Origin of the sequence: Pseudoalteromonas sp. DSM 26666 (genome assembly GCF_900116475.1) — a bacterium.
Lineage (GTDB): Bacteria > Pseudomonadota > Gammaproteobacteria > Enterobacterales > Alteromonadaceae > Pseudoalteromonas > Pseudoalteromonas tetraodonis.
This window is the reverse complement of sequence record NZ_FPAR01000002.1, coordinates 443,091-459,927: the sequence shown is the minus strand read 5'-3', so window position 1 is coordinate 459,927 and position 16,837 is coordinate 443,091. Positions and strand designations below refer to the sequence as shown.

Below are 16,837 nucleotides of genomic sequence, written 5' to 3'. Positions count from 1 at the left end.
TTAGCCAATAGAGAGTTGCGCGCTTGGGTATCTTAGCTTTTTAGTGCGTGGACTTGCTAAAAAATAGGCGATAGTGAGCGGACCTATTCTGCCCATGAACATTAAAAACATAATAATAAACTCTCCCAGTGGTGATAGCGAGGATGTTAAACCACGTGAAAGCCCTACCGTCCCCAGTGCAGATACCGCTTCAAAAGCAACATCTAAAAAAGGCGCATCTTCGACGACCAGTAAGGTAAAAATAGCTAACCAAGTGACTCCTGCTGAAATAATGGTTAAAGCTAATGCTTTATACACAGATTCTTTGTCTATTTCTCGGCGTAACACAGTGACGCCTTTGTCACGTCTTAGGTAGCTATAGGTTGCTAAAATTAAAACGATAAACGTAACGACTTTAATGCCACTTGCGGTACTTAAAGAGCCGCCACCAATAAACATAAGCATCATAGTTAAAGCGGTGCTGGCATTTTTTAATTCTTCAATAGCAATGGTATTGAATCCCGCAGTACGGGGAGTGACAGCTTGAAACCAAGCAGCTAACCATTTACCTACTTCAGACAGTGGTTGCAGTGTTTTTGGATTATCGTATTCAATCGCGTAAATAAGCAATAATGCAATAACGTTAATAATAACTGTGCTGATCAACATTAATTTACTGTAGGGACTGAGCTTTGCCCAACGCTTTGATTTATATAAATCCATTAATACGGTAAAGCCAAGCCCACCAATAATAAACAAACCGGTAATAGTTAAATTCACAACGGGGTCTTCAACATACTGCATTAAGCTGTTAGGACTCAATGCAAACCCTGCATTGTTGAAAGCGCTAATGGTATAAAAAAGAGCATGAAAAAAGCTTTTCTGTAAACCCATTTCAGGTAGCCAATACAGCGTTAAAATAACAACGCCTATAGATTCTACGATTAGTGCAAACAGTAAAACAGACTTAGCGGTATTGACCAACGTAGATGTATCTGTTTGATTAAAAGCAGCTTTGGTGACTGTTTTTTGAATAAAGCCAACTTTATTACCCAGTGCCATTAAAGTTACAACCGCAAAGGTCATTAACCCCAGACCACCCAGTTGAATTAATAACGCAATAACGCCTTGTCCAAAAGGGGTAAACACTGAACCGGTATCCACTACAACCAGTCCAGTTACAGTCACCGCAGAGGTTGCCGTAAACGCACTTTGTATCCATGAAATAGGCTCATAGGTTGCAAAAGGCAGTTTTAATGCTAATGCTCCTAGCGTTATTAATATTAAAAAACTGCAACATAAAATAAGAGGCGGAGCCGCATTGATTTTTTTATGCCCACTGACTTTGCGCTCAATAGGCGTTTTGAGAGGGTGCCATAAAACCATGATTATAAGAGCCTTGGAGCTAGATAGTTTAATTCGACTCGGCTACCTGATAGCAGTAAGGTGTCGTGGGTATGTAACTCAAAGTCGTCATCAAGTTTGACAAACGTTTGCTTGGCGCGCTTTACCAATAGAGGGTCTACAGTGCCTTTTATTTCTCTGAGTAGGTGCCCTAGTTTTGTTTTATGTAGGTGAGCTTTTATACTTACTTCAACAACGTATAAGCCATTGCCTAATGAAATATAGTCGTTCACTATCGGGTAATTAAGCGCTTGTGCAACGCGCACCCCCATTTCTTCCTCAGGGTGAATAATGCGTGTTACACCTAATTTAGAGATAATAGTGTGATGGGCTTTAGTACTCGCTTTTACCCATATTTGCTCAACAGCTAAGTTTTTTAATGCAAGCGTGCACAGAATGCTCGATTGCATATCTTCCCCAATCGCCACTAAAACAGCCTGACTACTCGCTAAATCAAGCTCTTTAAGTGCGGCTTCATCGGTGGAGTCGCAAACGACGGTTTCAGATAAATGCTCAACATACTTTTCGGCGAGTTTTGGGTTACTATCTACGCCAGTCACTGTGTGTCCTAAATGAATTAACTCAAGACTTGCTGCAATGCCGAAGCGACCTAAACCAATCACTGTAAAATGTGCCATATTATTCCTCGTTATTTTTTCCAAAAGCTATGAGTAAAAAGTGCAAAAACAGTAAAATATTCTAACCGGCCCACGATCATAGCGACCGAGAGTATCCAAATACCGGTATCTGAAACGGGTTGAAAGTTAGCGCCAACTTCACCAAACCCAGGGCCAAGTACATTGACGCAAGCAGCTACCGCAGTAAATGCACTCCAAAAATCAAGACCCGTTGCCATAAGTAACATTGTAAACAGTAAGCTTGTACCAACAGCAAAGGTCATAAATGCCATAATTGCATGGCGTACATCTTCTTTAACGGGCGAACCTTGATATTTAAGTGTAAATATCGCTCTTGGATGAAGTAGCTGTTTAATATTGTTATTAATCATTCTGCCAACAATAATGTTACGAATTATTTTATTTCCGCCAGCGGTTGAACCTGCGCAACCACCAAGATAGCCAGCAATTACCAGTAAAAACCCAGCCTCAGCTGGCCAGTCAGTAAAGCCTGCTGCGCCATAACCGGTGCTGGTAATAAAAGAAATAATATGGAATGTGGAGAAACTAAATGCTTCAAGTACATTTGAGTAGCTGTCTTTAAGCAGCAACATAGTGGTTAAAAGAACTGATAAAAACACGACGATATAAATAAAATAACGTGTTTCTTCATCGTGATAATAACTAGTAATGGCTCTTTTGTGCGCCACTTTGAAGTGCAAGGCAAAGTTAATCGCACCTGCAAGCATAAAGACATTAGCTATCCACAGCAGTAAATGGCTGCGGTAATACCACATACTGGCATCATGCGTTGAAAACCCCCCAGTTGAAACTGTGGTAAAGGCATGTGCAATCGCATCGTATAAACTCATTCCACCAGCATAATAGGCTAAAATACAAAGTACCGTGATTGCAAAATAAACACCCCATAAATAATGCGCGGTACTGGCAACGCGCGGAGTTAATTTTTCGTCTTTAATGGGGCCTGGGGTTTCTGCTTTTAATAATTTCATGCCACCAATATTCAGCATAGGTAAAATAGCCACTACAAAAATTACTATGCCTAAACCGCCCATCCATTGTAAAAATTGTCGATACAATAAAAAGCTAGCAGGCATGTTATCGAGCCCTGATAGCACGGTTGCACCAGTGGTAGTTAAGGCGCTAATTGACTCAAATACTGCATCGCTAAAGTTAACGCCAGTGACAACCAAAATGGGAATAGCGCCTAACACACCGGCTATAATCCACGTTACTGTGGCGTAAATGAGTGCATCTCTGAATGTTGCGCCGGTATAATCTGTTTTACGTAAATTGATAAGTAGCACTAAAGCGACTGAGATCATCGTTGCGCCAGAAATAAGAAACGCACTAATAACGCGATCTTTAAAAATAAATAATGAAAGCGCTGCGAATACTAGTTGCACCACTCCCATCCAAATAATAGGAAAGGCGAGTAGTCTTAAGGTGATTTTCCAATTTATCATCAATACGCCTTATCAAATACCTATTGCAGGTAACACGCAATCACTAAAGTTGAGTTGAATATACGGGATCAAATACTAAAGTCAGCGCTGCACTGCAAAGCTTTATAAAGATTTAACGAACGAGATAAAAAACTTTATAAAAACTTTATAGAGGCAATATCGAAAAGGCAGTAACCTAAGTGCTCAAATGTTAGAGGAATAATTAATGAATCAGGTCGAGGCCAAATCAAGGTGGTATAAAGCATTTTTTTTGGCGGTAATAATGCCATTAATTGTGGTTATGGCCATTTTCCCTGTACGTAACTGGTTTACTACAACCGATATTGTAATGCTTCAGTTATTGTGGGTGACTTGGGTTGCTGTACGTAGTAACCGTCGCCTTGCGATACTGACCACCTTAGTAAGTGTCGCATGTACAGATTGGTTTTTTGTTGCCCCTAATTTTACTTTTCATATTGAAAACATAGAATATTTAGTAACTTTTATTGTTATGCTAATTGTTGGTTTTGTGATCAGTCAATTGGCGGGGGAGCTCAGTACTAAAGTCAGAGATGTGCAATTACACGCAAGTAATAGCCGCACTTTGTATGAACTGGCCAAAGACCTAAATAGCCTAGATACGCTGGACGAACAAAAAAAGTACTTTGTACAGCGGATCGGTAAGCATTTAAATGCATCTTGCACATTTATGCCTGCAGCACCGCGAGGCAACAGTGAATTTATATTACTTAGTGAGGCTAACCCGAGCTGGGGCGGGTTTAATTTTACTAAACGGTTAACGCAAGGGCAAAAAGCCTTTGCTGATACCGCTATTTCGCTACTTTATCAAGTACATGAAAAAACGTTATTACGCCAGCAGTCGGCTGCTATTTCGGTGCAAGCGGAATTAGAACGCGCTAAAAATGCACTTTTACGTAGTTTGTCACATGATTTACGCACACCATTGGCAACTATTATGGGCGCATCCAGCATGCTTGCAGATGATGAAATTACCCTCAGCGACAGCGTGATAAAAGAGCAAGCGAGTAATATTTATGAGCAAAGTAAAATACTTAATCAGCACTTTGATAAAGTCATGGAGTTAAGCCGAGTTAATAAAATGGGTGAAAACCTATGTTGGCAAACAATAAACTTACAAGCATTACTCAGTGAAGCCAAAGCTCGCAGACAGCAGCAACTCACTCATTTTGTTATAGATACCAATATAGACGCTCAGTCAAAATGCGCAGGGGATGTGACTTTATTAGAAATTGCGCTAGCTAATATGCTCGAAAATGCATGGCGTTATGGTGATGGGAAGGTGAGCGTTGAATTTACTCAAAGTAGCAATCAGCAAAAGGTATGTTATCAGTTACTTCTCACTAATAACGTGATCACTAAAGCGCAAACAAGTAGCGATGAAGGCGTTGGGCTGGGCAGTATTATTTGTGATGTGGTGGCTAAATTTCACCAAGGTACATTTACATTAACAATTAACAACGAGACACAGATGGCGTACGCAAAATTGATCTGGGAAAAAGACAATGACTAAAATCTTAATATTGGAAGACTCTCCCCCTTTACAAAGCTTTTTAAAAACCTTGTTGCAAGCCAGTGGTTACGAGCTAAGTATTTGTGATAAAGGCTTAGATGGTTTTGCACGTTTAAGTGAGCAAAGTTATGATCTTGTGTTATTAGACTTAGGCTTGTTAGATATGGACGGTCAAGACTGGCTGATTGAGTTTCGACAATGGAGTGCCTTACCTGTTTTAGTGCTGTCAGCGCGAGATGGCGAAGTTGAAAAGGTAACCGCGCTTGATAATGGAGCAAATGACTATATTACCAAACCGTTTAGCGCGAATGAGTTACTCGCCAGAATTCGGGTGTTATTGCGCACCCAAAGTCAGCCGAGTGTGGCGTTTACCTGTGGGAATATAAAAATAGATCCACAAAAGCACATAGTAACCACCTCGGGGAATGAGATAAAACTGACTAAAAAAGAGTACGCAATATTATTATTGCTGTTTCAAAATAAAGATAAAGTACTCACTCATAATGCAATTTTAAGCCATATTTGGGGAGCGCAGTACATAGACCGTCCTGAATATGTGCGGGTACATGTAGCGCAGCTCAGACAAAAACTAGAAGCTAACCCTGCTAGTCCAAAATACATATTAACTGAACCCGCTGTGGGTTATCGGTTGGTCGATTAAACAATAAGAACTTTACAGTCTGCTCTACAACTCAGCGAGTCTGATAAATTATATAAATAACGCTTTTGTTTCCAAGCGATACTCTATTTAACAACCTTGTCCGTTATATAGCGGGTATTTTAATACCCCGCTTCTGCATTAATTTCTACACAATTGATTTGCCTAGAAAGTTTTTATAGTCTAATTTTTAAGCTTAATACTTCAGATCTCAGGATGTTGGCTTGCTTGTTTAAGCCTAAAATTATGCGACTACCACTTATACACTCTTTGCAAGGAAAGATGCTGCTGTATTTGGCATTGCCCGTCATGCTCATTATTGCCAGTATCTTGAGTTATTGGTATTCAACTAGCCTTAATCAGGCTGTTATACAAGCAAAACTAAATTTAAGCCAGACGGCAGATACGATTGCCGCGAAGGTAAATGAAGAAACGCAATTAGCGGTACGCACTACAGAGATTATGGCCTTAGCACAGCAAAATGGGTTGTTTGGTGATAGAGAGGCAAGTATTAATTTTGTTCGTACAGTGCTTAAAATGAACCCTTCATTTGTGGGGGCTTCGTTTGGTTATGAGCCTAATGCCGATAATCAAGATCAAGCCTATATTAATGCTCCACCGTTAAAAGAGGGCGTTTATGTAGACCAAACTGGCCGTTTTTTACCTTATTGGCATCGTGATTTTAATGACTCTGAACGTTTGTTACTTGAGCCCTTGGTCGATATGGAATCAAGTCTTTATTATGAGGGAGTACGTCAACAGTTTTTACGTGATGGTAATACCGAGACGATGATCACTGAGCCCTATGTTTACGAGGGAAGAATGCTGGTTGAACAAAGTTCGCCAATTATTATTAATGGCGAATTTGTCGGTATGGCAAGTGTAGATAGAGCACTTGCTGATATAACGGAATTCTTACAAACCATAAAGCAGCAACTAAAAATTGATGTTTTGTTACTCAGCCAACGTGACAACGTGATTGCCACGACATTAAATCATTCAGGACTAAAAACGAAAGCCATTTTAGACACAGATTATGCAAGTATAGCCAAACAGCTAAAATCACAGGGGCAAGCAAGAGAAATATTATCTGCTAACGATCCTTTTGATTCTGGAATATTCTATTTTGATAAAGCCAAGGTTGCCACTGGGCATTGGACAGTGATAGTGCGTCGCTCTGAAACCGATATTATTGGGCCTATTCAAGCGCAATTTAGCCCATTATTGGCAGCGGCTTTTGCAAGTGTATTACTGGTGTTTTTACTCTTTTGGTATTTTATTAACCGAACAACCAAGCGTATTAATATTGCGATTAAATCTGTTGAACAGCTAGCTAATGGAGATTTATCTATTCATGTTCAAAAGTATATGACTCAAAAGGATGAGCTTGGCACCATGTTTAGAAGCTTTGAGCGTTTAATTAAAGCCAGTAAAGATATTGATCAGGTTTGCTCTGCGATTGCGGCTGGGGATTTTTCTCAAACAGTTTCTAAGCGCAGCCCTTATGACAGTTTAAGTGATTCTATTAATTTAATGTCGAGTAAACGCCATGAGGCAGAGCAGGCTCTACTTGAGCAAACCATAGAGCTTCGTCGCACTCAGCAGGAACTTGTTGAAGCAGAGAAAATGTCTTCACTTGGAAGTTTAGTCAGTGGTGTGGCACATGAGGTGAATACACCGTTAGGTGTTTGTGTGACAGCGACATCTCATTTGCGAGAAATGTTAATCGAAACTAAAAACAAAGTGGCTTCTGGCACCTTAAGTAAAACAGAGTTTAGTGAGTTTATTAGTGAAGTTGATTTAAGCTGTGACATTTTGCTAAAAAACATGCAACGTGCCGCTGATTTAATAAGCAGTTTTAAACGTGTAGCGGTTGATCAAACAACCGAAGAATTACGTAATTTGTATGTAAGTAGTTATTTTAATGAGGTGCTAAAAAGCCTCTATCATACCCTTAAAGCAACACCGGTTGATATTACCATTAGTGCAACGGAGCCTGAGCCAGAAGTGTATTCTGATCCTGGTGCCTTAGCGCAAATTTTCACTAATTTAGTAATGAATTCAATTATTCACGGTTTTCAAAATGGTAGAAAAAAAGGGCAGATAAGTGTTCATATTGAGTACTCAGACTCTGTCTGTATTCATTATCAAGACAGTGGTCAAGGCATGACAGATGAAGTTCAGAAAAAAGTGTTTGACCCGTTTTACACTACAAATAGAGCGGGTGGCGGCAGTGGCTTGGGGATGAATATTGTTTATAACCTCGTAGTTCACCGCCTGAAAGGGCAAATTGCAGTAAAGCAAAAAGAATCCACAGGCGTTTATTTTTTCATTCAATTTCCGGTAACGCCACCGAATTAATTAATAGCAGGGTGTGTTTATGGAGTGGTTACAAGATGATGTAGTGTCAGATAAAGCGGTTGCCAACAGCAATGCTAAGCCATGGAAAATCTTAATTGTTGATGACGATGACTCGGTGCATCAGGTAACTCAGCTTGCAATGAAGCGCTTTGAATTTGAGCAACGCCCTGTTGAACTACACAGTGTTTACAGTGCATCTGAGGCGAAAGAGAAACTACAAAGCTCAGAACGTTACGCATTAATTTTACTAGATGTCGTAATGGAAACAGAACATGCAGGATTAGATCTTGCGCGATTTATTCGCCAAGACTTACAAAATGGTTATAGTCGAATTATTTTGCGAACAGGCCAGCCTGGGGTTGCGCCTGAGCGCAGTGTTATTCGCGATTATGATATTGATGGCTATAAAGCGAAGAGCCAACTGCAAAGCCAAGATCTTGAATTGATTTTTTATACCTCTTTACGAGCCTACCGCGATATTTGTATGCTACAAACTCACCGCTATAATTTAAAAAGACTAATAAAAGCTATCTCTACCATTACCCAAATTGGTGACTTGGTAGAGTTTACCTCTGTTGTCATGGAAGAGTTAAAACTTGTACTGAATATGAGCTCGGCCAATTTATATATTGATGCGCCTAAAGTATTTGGTATTTGTCAGTTAGATGAAAAGTTGCAAATGATTGAAGGGGAAGTCTCAGGTATACATCTGTTCACGGGAAGTGGTATTGATAGTATTCCGAAAAAGCATCAAGAGTACTTTTTAAGGGCGAAACAAACCAAGCAGAATTTTATTGCAGAAGATCATTATGTTTATTTTCATCATTCACAAAAAGGTCTAGATTCAATACTCGCATTTCAATCATTGCAACCGGTTAAAAAAGAAGCGCAACAGCTTGTTGACTTGTTTTTGGGCAATGTTGTTCTCACATTTGAAAGTTTATTATTAGCTAATTCAATTGAAGAAACCCAGCAGCTGGCTATTTCACTGATGGGAGGTGCCATGGAGTCGCGCTCCAAGGAAACGGGATCTCACGTAATTAGGGTTGGCTTATATGCAAAATTACTCGCGCAGCTGCATAATCAAAATCAAGCGTACTGCGATAAAATTAGCCTAGCTGCGCAATTACATGATGTAGGAAAGGTAGGTGTACCAGATCTCATTTTAAACAAGCCGGCAAAATTAGATGCTGACGAGTGGGAAATTATGAAACAGCATACCACTAAGGGCTGGGAAATTCTCAAAGGGACAGCTAATCCTGTTATTGATATGGCTGCAAACATTGCGATTGATCATCACGAGCGTTGGGATGGAGCCGGTTATCCGCACGCAAAAAAACAGCAAGAAATCAGTTTAGAGGGACGAATTACTGCGATTGCTGATGTGTTTGATGCGTTATGTTGTCGCCGTTGTTATAAAGAGCCTTGGAGTATGGATGACGCAAAAGCGGAAATAATTAAAGGTGCAGGTAATCATTTTGATCCAAACTTAGTTGCACTTTTTGAAGCACATTTTAATGATTTTAAACAAATTTATCTTGATAGACCTGAGTAGAAAAGCGGGTATCGCTTTGACTGTGAAACCACAATCAAAGCGAAAGGTAAGTTAGTCGTACTTGGCTTCTAACTCGTTAGCGGTATGAAATTTTTCATGAGATTGTAATTGCTCATCGTATTTAACCAGGTTTTTAAAGTGCTCTAACTGGCCTGCATTTTTAACGATTTCAACAATAAACGACATCATAAAATCGGCACCGGTTAGGGTCTCGCCCACTAAATAACGCTTGCCTTCAAGACGGCTGTTAAAATAGCTAATCACTTTAGCGGTTTCTGCATCAGCATAGCCCTCTAAAAACTGGGTTTTAGCACCATCTTTTTGCACAAACATTTTGAGTAAAAGCGGTAAAATTGCTGAGCTTTCTGCAAAATGTAGCCATTGCTGGTAGTCAACGTAATCAGGGGTGCCTGCTTTTGGGGCAAATTTACCTTTGCCATATTTAGTGATCAGGTAATCTGTGATAGCGCCAGACTCGGCAATCACTAAGCCATCATCTTCTATAACTGGCGATTTACCCAGCGGATGCACATTTTTAAGCTCATCAGGGGCTAAAAAAGTCTCAGTGTTACGCTGGTAAGCAACAATTTCGTAATCGACCTCAAGCTCTTCTAGTAACCAAATAATACGTTTAGAGCGAGATTTATTTAAATGGTGTAGTTTAATCATTTTCTTCCTTATTGAGCTGTGTTGAATTACAACACAGCCTGAATGTTATTATAGTGGGCTGTTAATCTTTACTACGGTTTTACCAAAGTTCTTCCCACTGATCATATCGTTAAATGCACTGATGGTGTTTTCAATGCCTTCTACTAGATGTTCGCGGTATTGAATTTTTCCGTCTTGTAGCCATTTTTGCATGTCGTTTGCAAATTCGTCATAGCGGTGGCCATAATCATCAAAAATAATAAAGCCTTGCATTTTGATGCGCTTAGTTAGTAATTGCCCCATTAGCATGCCCATGCGGTCTGGGCCCTCAGGCAAGCTGGTCGCATTATATTGCGATACCAAACCACAGATAGGCACGCGCGCTGAGGTATTAAGCAAAGGTAATACGGCGTCAAACACTTTTCCGCCCACATTTTCATAATAAACATCAATACCTTGGTCACATGCTTTTTCTAATTGTTCGGCAAAGTCATCGGCTTTGTGATCAATACAGGCATCAAAGCCTAGCTTTTCAACGGCATGAGCACATTTTTCGCTGCCACCGGCAACTCCAACCACTTTACAGCCTTTAATTTTAGCAATTTGGCCAACCGTTGCACCGACAGGCCCCGTTGCAGCAGCAACGACTACGGTTTCACCTGCTTTAGGGGCGCCAATATCGAGTAAACCCATGTAGGCGGTAAAGCCAGGCATACCCATAATACCCAATGCGTATGAAGGGTTTGTTGGTTCTTTACCTAATGACATTAAGCCTTCGCCATTTGAGATGGCGTAAGTTTGCCAACCTGTGTACGCTAATACCCATTCGCCTTCGCTAAATTTATCGTTTTTAGATGTTTCTACTTGGCACACCGTTGCACCAACCATTACATCACCAATTTCGACAGGATCGGCGTACGATTTAGCATCGCTCATACGGCCACGCATGTAGGGGTCTAGTGATAAGTAAATTGTACGCAGCAGTACTTCGCCCTCTTTTAACGATGGAAGCTCTTTGCTTTTAAATTCAAAGTTGTCATTGGTAGGGGCGCCATGTGGGCGCGAGGCTAAAGTAAATTGACGGCTAGTTGTAGACATAAAAATCTCCAAAATAAAGTGAAAAAACCACCTATTACCGAATGTTTAAGCTTTAAAACAATACACGGCTCAACAATAATGCGCGGATAGGCAGATAAAATTTGTACCTTGATACACGAGCTTTGGGCGAGAGGGGGTTAATTCAACCTTTGCAAACATTTAATTAGAATAATTACTCTGTTTTTAGCATGCTAAATATATGGCTATCAAAATAGTGACCATTTTTATAAATTGCTTGTTTTAAAATAGCCTCGGTATTAAAGCCACTTTTAAGCAGCGCCTTTATTGAGCCCGCATTACCAGCAAATACAGCCGCATAAATACGGTTTAAATTAGTACTTTTAAACACTTCTTTAGGGTCTGTTGACCTTTGCGGATTACAATTTGTTCAAACTAGGGGCGGTTTAATCGCGGCGCGAGGTTTGTAACCTAGTGGGCTAAGTCAAAACCGAGCAACAAAGAGTAAATAGCCCCTAGGCAGAACCCGAAGGGCAGCGCCTGTTTAGCATTAATGCTGCGTTATCGCCTATTTATGTGGAATAACCACACCTCATAGGCTCTGCCTTGCCTAAATACCAAACAGACTGTTGCAAATTTAACCTTGAAAGGTCAACAGACCCTAATAATCAACCCAATGGCTTGGGTGATAATACCTTGCCCCCAATATTGCTGACTAAGCCAATAGCCTATTTCGCCACTGCGGCTATACTCAAATTCACCAGGAGTAATACCAATACACCCAACGCACAGGCCATCAACTTCGATGGCTTTAATGATGCCACATTTTGCTCCCTCGTTTACCCACCAATTCGCATCTGCCTGCGTATACGGAAATGGAATTTTAGAGGATAAATAGCGTGCTACTTGCTTATCGTTCAAAATGGTTACTATTTGAAAGGTATCGTGTTGCTTGAACTCACGTAAAATCATCATATGGTAAATAAGTTTATTATTATCAACCAATAACCTAGCAAGCTTTAGGCGTTTAAACAATGAAACTATCTTTTTAAAATTAAAGTGTATACAGCTATAACTTTGCTTTAAACTCTTTTAAAATATAATAAAAAGTACCTACACAGAGTCACTATGCACCCACACATTGCCGCCCTTTATAATAGCGCTAAAAAGCCCAGTCGTTTAATTATTGGCCTAATGAGTGGCACCTCTTTAGATGGTTTAGATGTGGCGCTATGTAAAATAACCGGAGCGGGTTTGCATACCCAAATAGAGGTATTAAAATTCACCACGGTTGAGTACAACGACGAGTATAAAACTAAAATAAAACAGGTGTTTGCTAAGCGCGAATGCGATTTAGAAGTGCTGACTTTGTTACATCCGTGGGTAGGTAAACTCCATGGTGCTATGGTTAATCAGTGTTTAGCACTGTGGCAAGTAAATCCAGCCGATATTGATGTAATAGCCAGTCACGGGCAAACTATTTATCACTGCCCGCAATCCCAACATAACCACCACGATTTTAAAAATGGCACGCTACAAATTGGCGACAGCGATCAAATAGCGGTTACTACAGGCATTACCACGATAGGTGACTTTAGGCAAAAGCATATTGCTGCTGGTGGTGAAGGCGCACCATTAGCTGTGTATGGAGATTATTTGTTTTTTGCCAGCCCAAATGAAAATCGTATTTTACTCAACATGGGGGGCATTGCTAATTTAACATTTTTACCTAAAAACGGCGATACTGGAGCGGTCTTTAGCTCTGACATTGGCCCTGGCAATACTATTATGGATGCTTATGTACAGCATTATTTTAAAGGGCTCCATTATGATGAGGGAGCTAAACTTGCCAAAGCTGGTAAAGTGAATACAAAGCTTCTTGCTGCGCTTACAGATAACGCGTTTTTTAAATTACCTCTGCCTAAAACAACCGGACCTGAGGTGTTTAATTTAGCTTATTTACGGGCGGCACAAATGCATTCAACGACACAAAGACTAAACCACGAAGATGTTTTAGCGACTTTAAATGCCCTTTCTGCCACTACGATTGCCAAGGCGTTAAATGACTGTGCTCAACATACTCAAGACTGTGTAGTATATGCCAGTGGTGGAGGTATTCATAATCCATTATTAATGGAGCAATTACTGATGCACTGCCCAAACATTAAGGCGTTTAAAAACACCGAGAATTTAGGCGTAAATCCTGATGCCAAAGAGGCCGTGCTGTTTGCTATTTTGGCAAATGAATGTTTGGCAGGGCAACGTCAAGGCTTAAATAATAACAACCAAGGTATTTTAGATATCACTATGGGTAAAGTGAGCTTTGCTGATTGAGTAATAAAAAACCAGTGGAAAAGTGTGCGCCAATAACTAAAAAAGCGAAAGTAAAGCTGTTCCCATATTAGCGAAATACTGACGTACCCGATGCGGCCTAGGCGGCGCTATATAAGTTGCAGGTGGAGTATAACCACTACCAAATTGGTTAATATGCATATCAAACTGCAAACTATTTTTTAACGTGCCGTGCTTACCATGCAAAATCATTTGCATCACAAAATCATGACTATGTGCTATTTGACTCAAAGTCAGGTTGACTCGCCCTTGTTCTAAATCAGATAAATTGAGTGTTTTTTCTGTGTAGTATTGAGCCGCTCGTGCATTTGGCTCAGTTGCGCTGAGTGAAATAATATCACTTTCATGAGCAGCCTCAGGTAAAACGCATTGCAGTGTGATTTGATGCTGACTGTTAGCATCCTGCGATAGCGTTTCAAATTCCATGCTGTGGCTCATTGCCGCAGACATAGGATCTTCAAATGACGGAAGTGCAAAAGTAAGTTGCACTATAGATTCGCTCATGAGGGGCTTCAAATGCTATTTTTGATTAATAATACAGCTATTATTACCGATCATTATTGCAAAATTATGACTAAACAAAGCGACTTCATACATGGGCTGGTTTAAATTACATTTTACAACTAAAGCTATTGTTTTAAATCAATATTATATTTAATAAATAAACTACAATGGTCGCTTAATAATATCGTTTATTAAATGCAAGGATACAACGAGGCCTTAGCTTAGCAATAACAATAATGCTTTTATCGAGCTTGCCGGTTGTTAATTAATGTTACTTTTATTGTTAATTAAAGGTGTTTATTTGTGTGTGTTTTCTTAATTTTGCAATAAAATTGCTTGAAAAAAAACCAAGCTAGCCATAAAGTGCATTTAAGAGCCCAAATACATAACACACTACCAAACAGGTTGTGGCGGGGTTGTGAGAATTAGATGGCACTAATAAAAAATAATTTATGGAAACTCTTCTGTTTTTTGCTGTTGGGTGGCTTAATTTTATTAAGCGTGCTTTTGGTTTACGAGTGGAAAAACATCAAAAAAGATTACCGCACGAGCTCCCAAAATCGTGTGGAATTTTCTGCGCAAGCACTTAAAAGCACCCTTAGAAATAAAGAGCTGATGCTAGATTTAATTGGTAGAGATATTCTCTCTAATAATAATTTACATGAAAAAACGTCGACAATTAAACTTCTTGATAATATTTTGCTAGAAAATCCCGTGTTATTAGGCTTTGGACTGTTTAATCCGCAAGGCGAGATTATTTATTACAGCTCAAACTTAAACGCTTCAACCATGATCAACCTGAAAGAAAATAAAAATACACGCCAAAGCTTTGCGCAAACCCTCGTATCAGACAAAATGGTATTAGGACAGACTTACTTTAATGAATCTTTACAAGAGTGGGTGATCCCAATAAGAAAAGCATTACGCGATAAGAGCGGCACAGTAATCGCGGTTATGACGGCAGGTATGGCGGTGTCGAGAGGGACTAAGTACTTAAATATTTTGCAAAGTAATCGTGATGATTACATCATGCTAGCAAGAGAAATAGATGGCTTTATTCAATACAGCTCGGTTAGAGATGCAGATATAGCAAGTTATATAAAAACCCAGACTAAAGAGGCATTGGGGTTATCGGGTAATGCTTTGATAGAGCAAACAGGTAAAACAAAGCAAACACTTAAATCTTCCGAGGAAGTGTTTAGCATAGAAACGACGGTAAAAGGCAAACCGTATATCACCTCAGCAAAATTTGATAACCGTTATCAGTTGTGGACTCTGTCACAAATGGCGATGCAACCAATAAAAAATCTGTATTATTGGAAAGTTGGCTTGTATGTCCTAGTTTATGTGTTTATTTGTATGGTGCTATTTTTTGGTTTTAGGCTTATTGCACGTGCTGAAAAAAAGCGTATTGATGAGCTATTCCATCTTTCAAGACATGATGATTTGACCAAACTCCCAAATCGAAAAGCGTTACGAGATAGCTTTGAAGAGAAAAAAGAAACATCGTTTAGCTTAGCAATCATTAACATTACCAACTTGCGTTCTATGAATAATCGCTTTGGCATGGAGTTTGGCGATAAAGCGATAAAAACCTTTGCTGGCTTTTTAAAAACAACATTTTTATCACCCTATTTAGTATTTAGAAATAGTGGGAATGAATTTTGTATTATTGCACCTCACACTTTTGATGAGCAAAACAGACGTGCATTCGAGCATATTTTAGAGTCAGCAATCCAGCAATATGAAACCAACAATAGTGAACGATTACTTAATATAAGTGTGGGCATAGCCTGTTATCCAGAGCATGGTATAACAAAGAGCAAGCTCGTACGAAGTGCGCATTTAGCGAATCAATGGGCAAAAGATACCGGCCAATGGCTGTGTCATTATCATGCTGATATTAAACAAGCTTACTTACGTCGTTTAAAAGTAGAAGAGCGGCTTAATATGGCGTTAAACGAGCAGTCATTGTCTATGGCGTATCAGTGCCAAGTAAATGAACAGGGTAAAATCCATGCTATGGAGGCACTCATTCGTTGGCAAGATGGTGAGCTTGGTATGGTATCACCCGCTGAGTTTATTGCTATTGCAGAGCAAAGTGATTTAATTTTTAAAATTGGTGACTTTGTTTTAGCGCGATCTATTGGTGAGTTTGCAAAAATGCAGCAACACAGCGATACCCCTCTTGAATTGGCAATAAACATTTCAGTAATGCAATTTCAAAGTAGTGTATTTATTCCTACATTATTACACAGTTTAGAGACGCACAATGTTACTGCGCAAAGTATCATTTTAGAAATAACAGAATCCCTCTTTATGGATAATCTTGAACATGTGATTGATACGATTAAGAGCTTAAAGTCACGTGGAATACGCTTTTCAATGGATGATTTTGGCACAGGCTATTCATCACTGAGTCTTTTGAGACGCTTACCGATAGATGAACTGAAAATAGATAAGAGCTTTGTTGATGATATTTTGGTGGACTCTAAATCAAATAGTATGGTGCAAAGTATTATTGCCATTGCCAACAGCCATAACTTAAGTGTTATAGCTGAGGGCGTGGAAGAACAGGCACAGTTTGATATGTTAGTTGATATTGGCTGTAAACGTTTTCAGGGGTATTACTTTTATAAACCAGTGGCAGCAGCAACGGTTATTGAATACCTAACGGTTAATTAA

At 39.6% G+C, this 16,837-nt stretch carries 13 protein-coding genes and 1 pseudogene; 6 read left to right on the top strand and 8 right to left on the bottom strand.

What is annotated here, in order from left to right; all coding sequences use genetic code 11:
- From BM380_RS05950 to BM380_RS05940, 3 genes are read right to left on the bottom strand one after another with little or no spacing between them, the layout of a single operon-like run.
- Nucleotides 1-1,365: a TrkH family potassium uptake protein gene (locus BM380_RS05950; RefSeq protein ID WP_013462900.1), complete on the bottom strand. Its 1,365-nt coding sequence runs from the start codon at nucleotides 1,363-1,365 to the stop codon at nucleotides 1-3.
- Between the two features lie 2 nt (nucleotides 1,366-1,367).
- Nucleotides 1,368-2,021 (bottom strand): potassium channel family protein, encoded by a 654-nt coding sequence (locus BM380_RS05945; RefSeq protein WP_016899132.1) that lies wholly within the window; start codon nucleotides 2,019-2,021, stop codon nucleotides 1,368-1,370.
- An 11-nt stretch (nucleotides 2,022-2,032) separates the two neighbouring features.
- Nucleotides 2,033-3,487, bottom strand: a complete 1,455-nt coding sequence (locus tag BM380_RS05940) for a TrkH family potassium uptake protein (protein WP_090493508.1) — start codon at nucleotides 3,485-3,487, stop codon at nucleotides 2,033-2,035.
- Nucleotides 3,488-3,692: 205 nt separating this feature from the next.
- Here BM380_RS05940 and BM380_RS05935 point away from each other — a divergent pair, with 205 nt between their 5' ends.
- The 4 genes from BM380_RS05935 to BM380_RS05920 all read left to right on the top strand — a co-directional run bounded on the left by BM380_RS05935 (nucleotide 3,693) and on the right by BM380_RS05920 (nucleotide 9,592).
- On the top strand, nucleotides 3,693-5,018 hold the full coding sequence (locus BM380_RS05935) for a DUF4118 domain-containing protein (RefSeq protein ID WP_090493506.1): 1,326 nt from the start codon (nucleotides 3,693-3,695) through the stop codon (nucleotides 5,016-5,018).
- Nucleotides 5,011-5,679 (top strand): response regulator, encoded by a 669-nt coding sequence (locus tag BM380_RS05930; RefSeq protein ID WP_024602614.1) that lies wholly within the window; start codon nucleotides 5,011-5,013, stop codon nucleotides 5,677-5,679. Before BM380_RS05935 ends, BM380_RS05930 begins: the two co-directional genes overlap by 8 nt.
- Nucleotides 5,680-5,922: 243 nt before the next feature.
- Nucleotides 5,923-8,037 carry an ATP-binding protein gene (locus BM380_RS05925; RefSeq protein ID WP_254772055.1) on the top strand — a complete coding sequence of 705 codons (2,115 nt, stop codon included), beginning with the start codon at nucleotides 5,923-5,925 and terminating at the stop codon, nucleotides 8,035-8,037.
- Between the two features lie 19 nt (nucleotides 8,038-8,056).
- Entirely contained in the window at nucleotides 8,057-9,592 is a 1,536-nt protein-coding gene (locus BM380_RS05920) for an HD domain-containing phosphohydrolase (RefSeq protein ID WP_033103016.1), read from the top strand.
- Nucleotides 9,593-9,643: 51 nt separating this feature from the next.
- On the opposite strand, the gene BM380_RS05915 is transcribed toward BM380_RS05920, so the two are convergent.
- From BM380_RS05915 to BM380_RS05900, 4 genes and pseudogenes are all read right to left on the bottom strand, one after another.
- On the bottom strand, nucleotides 9,644-10,261 hold the full coding sequence (locus tag BM380_RS05915) for a glutathione S-transferase family protein (RefSeq protein WP_016899137.1): 618 nt from the start codon (nucleotides 10,259-10,261) through the stop codon (nucleotides 9,644-9,646).
- A gap of 48 nt (nucleotides 10,262-10,309) precedes the next feature.
- A complete protein-coding gene (locus BM380_RS05910; RefSeq protein WP_090493503.1) occupies nucleotides 10,310-11,338 on the bottom strand; it encodes an NADP-dependent oxidoreductase in 1,029 nt (342 codons plus the stop codon).
- Between the two features lie 172 nt (nucleotides 11,339-11,510).
- On the bottom strand, nucleotides 11,511-11,687 hold the full coding sequence (locus tag BM380_RS05905) for a GNAT family N-acetyltransferase (protein WP_013462910.1): 177 nt from the start codon (nucleotides 11,685-11,687) through the stop codon (nucleotides 11,511-11,513).
- Nucleotides 11,688-11,962: 275 nt separating this feature from the next.
- Nucleotides 11,963-12,271, bottom strand: a pseudogene (locus BM380_RS05900) (GNAT family N-acetyltransferase); the annotation flags it as partial.
- A 153-nt stretch (nucleotides 12,272-12,424) separates the two neighbouring features.
- Here BM380_RS05900 and BM380_RS05895 point away from each other — a divergent pair.
- On the top strand, nucleotides 12,425-13,630 hold the full coding sequence (locus tag BM380_RS05895; protein WP_013462912.1) for an anhydro-N-acetylmuramic acid kinase: 1,206 nt from the start codon (nucleotides 12,425-12,427) through the stop codon (nucleotides 13,628-13,630).
- A gap of 36 nt (nucleotides 13,631-13,666) precedes the next feature.
- On the opposite strand, the gene BM380_RS05890 is transcribed toward BM380_RS05895, so the two are convergent.
- Nucleotides 13,667-14,152 (bottom strand): hypothetical protein, encoded by a 486-nt coding sequence (locus tag BM380_RS05890; RefSeq protein WP_090493501.1) that lies wholly within the window; start codon nucleotides 14,150-14,152, stop codon nucleotides 13,667-13,669.
- 429 nt (nucleotides 14,153-14,581) lie between these two features.
- Here BM380_RS05890 and BM380_RS05885 point away from each other — a divergent pair, with 429 nt between their 5' ends.
- Nucleotides 14,582-16,837, top strand: coding sequence for a bifunctional diguanylate cyclase/phosphodiesterase (locus BM380_RS05885; protein WP_013462914.1), 2,256 nt, complete (start codon nucleotides 14,582-14,584; stop codon nucleotides 16,835-16,837).

What these genes read in the sequence shown, in the direction of transcription:
- BM380_RS05950 (WP_013462900.1), bottom strand. Translation starts at nt 1,365, where the DNA reads ATGGTTTTATGGCACCCTCTCAAAACGCCTATTGAGCGCAAAGTCAGT.
- BM380_RS05945 (WP_016899132.1), bottom strand. Translation starts at nt 2,021, where the DNA reads ATGGCACATTTTACAGTGATTGGTTTAGGTCGCTTCGGCATTGCAGCA.
- BM380_RS05940 (WP_090493508.1), bottom strand. Translation starts at nt 3,487, where the DNA reads ATGATAAATTGGAAAATCACCTTAAGACTACTCGCCTTTCCTATTATT.
- BM380_RS05935 (WP_090493506.1), top strand. Translation starts at nt 3,693, where the DNA reads ATGAATCAGGTCGAGGCCAAATCAAGGTGGTATAAAGCATTTTTTTTG.
- BM380_RS05930 (WP_024602614.1), top strand. Translation starts at nt 5,011, where the DNA reads ATGACTAAAATCTTAATATTGGAAGACTCTCCCCCTTTACAAAGCTTT.
- BM380_RS05925 (WP_254772055.1), top strand. Translation starts at nt 5,923, where the DNA reads ATGCGACTACCACTTATACACTCTTTGCAAGGAAAGATGCTGCTGTAT.
- BM380_RS05920 (WP_033103016.1), top strand. Translation starts at nt 8,057, where the DNA reads ATGGAGTGGTTACAAGATGATGTAGTGTCAGATAAAGCGGTTGCCAAC.
- BM380_RS05915 (WP_016899137.1), bottom strand. Translation starts at nt 10,261, where the DNA reads ATGATTAAACTACACCATTTAAATAAATCTCGCTCTAAACGTATTATT.
- BM380_RS05910 (WP_090493503.1), bottom strand. Translation starts at nt 11,338, where the DNA reads ATGTCTACAACTAGCCGTCAATTTACTTTAGCCTCGCGCCCACATGGC.
- BM380_RS05895 (WP_013462912.1), top strand. Translation starts at nt 12,425, where the DNA reads ATGCACCCACACATTGCCGCCCTTTATAATAGCGCTAAAAAGCCCAGT.
- BM380_RS05890 (WP_090493501.1), bottom strand. Translation starts at nt 14,152, where the DNA reads ATGAGCGAATCTATAGTGCAACTTACTTTTGCACTTCCGTCATTTGAA.
- BM380_RS05885 (WP_013462914.1), top strand. Translation starts at nt 14,582, where the DNA reads ATGGCACTAATAAAAAATAATTTATGGAAACTCTTCTGTTTTTTGCTG.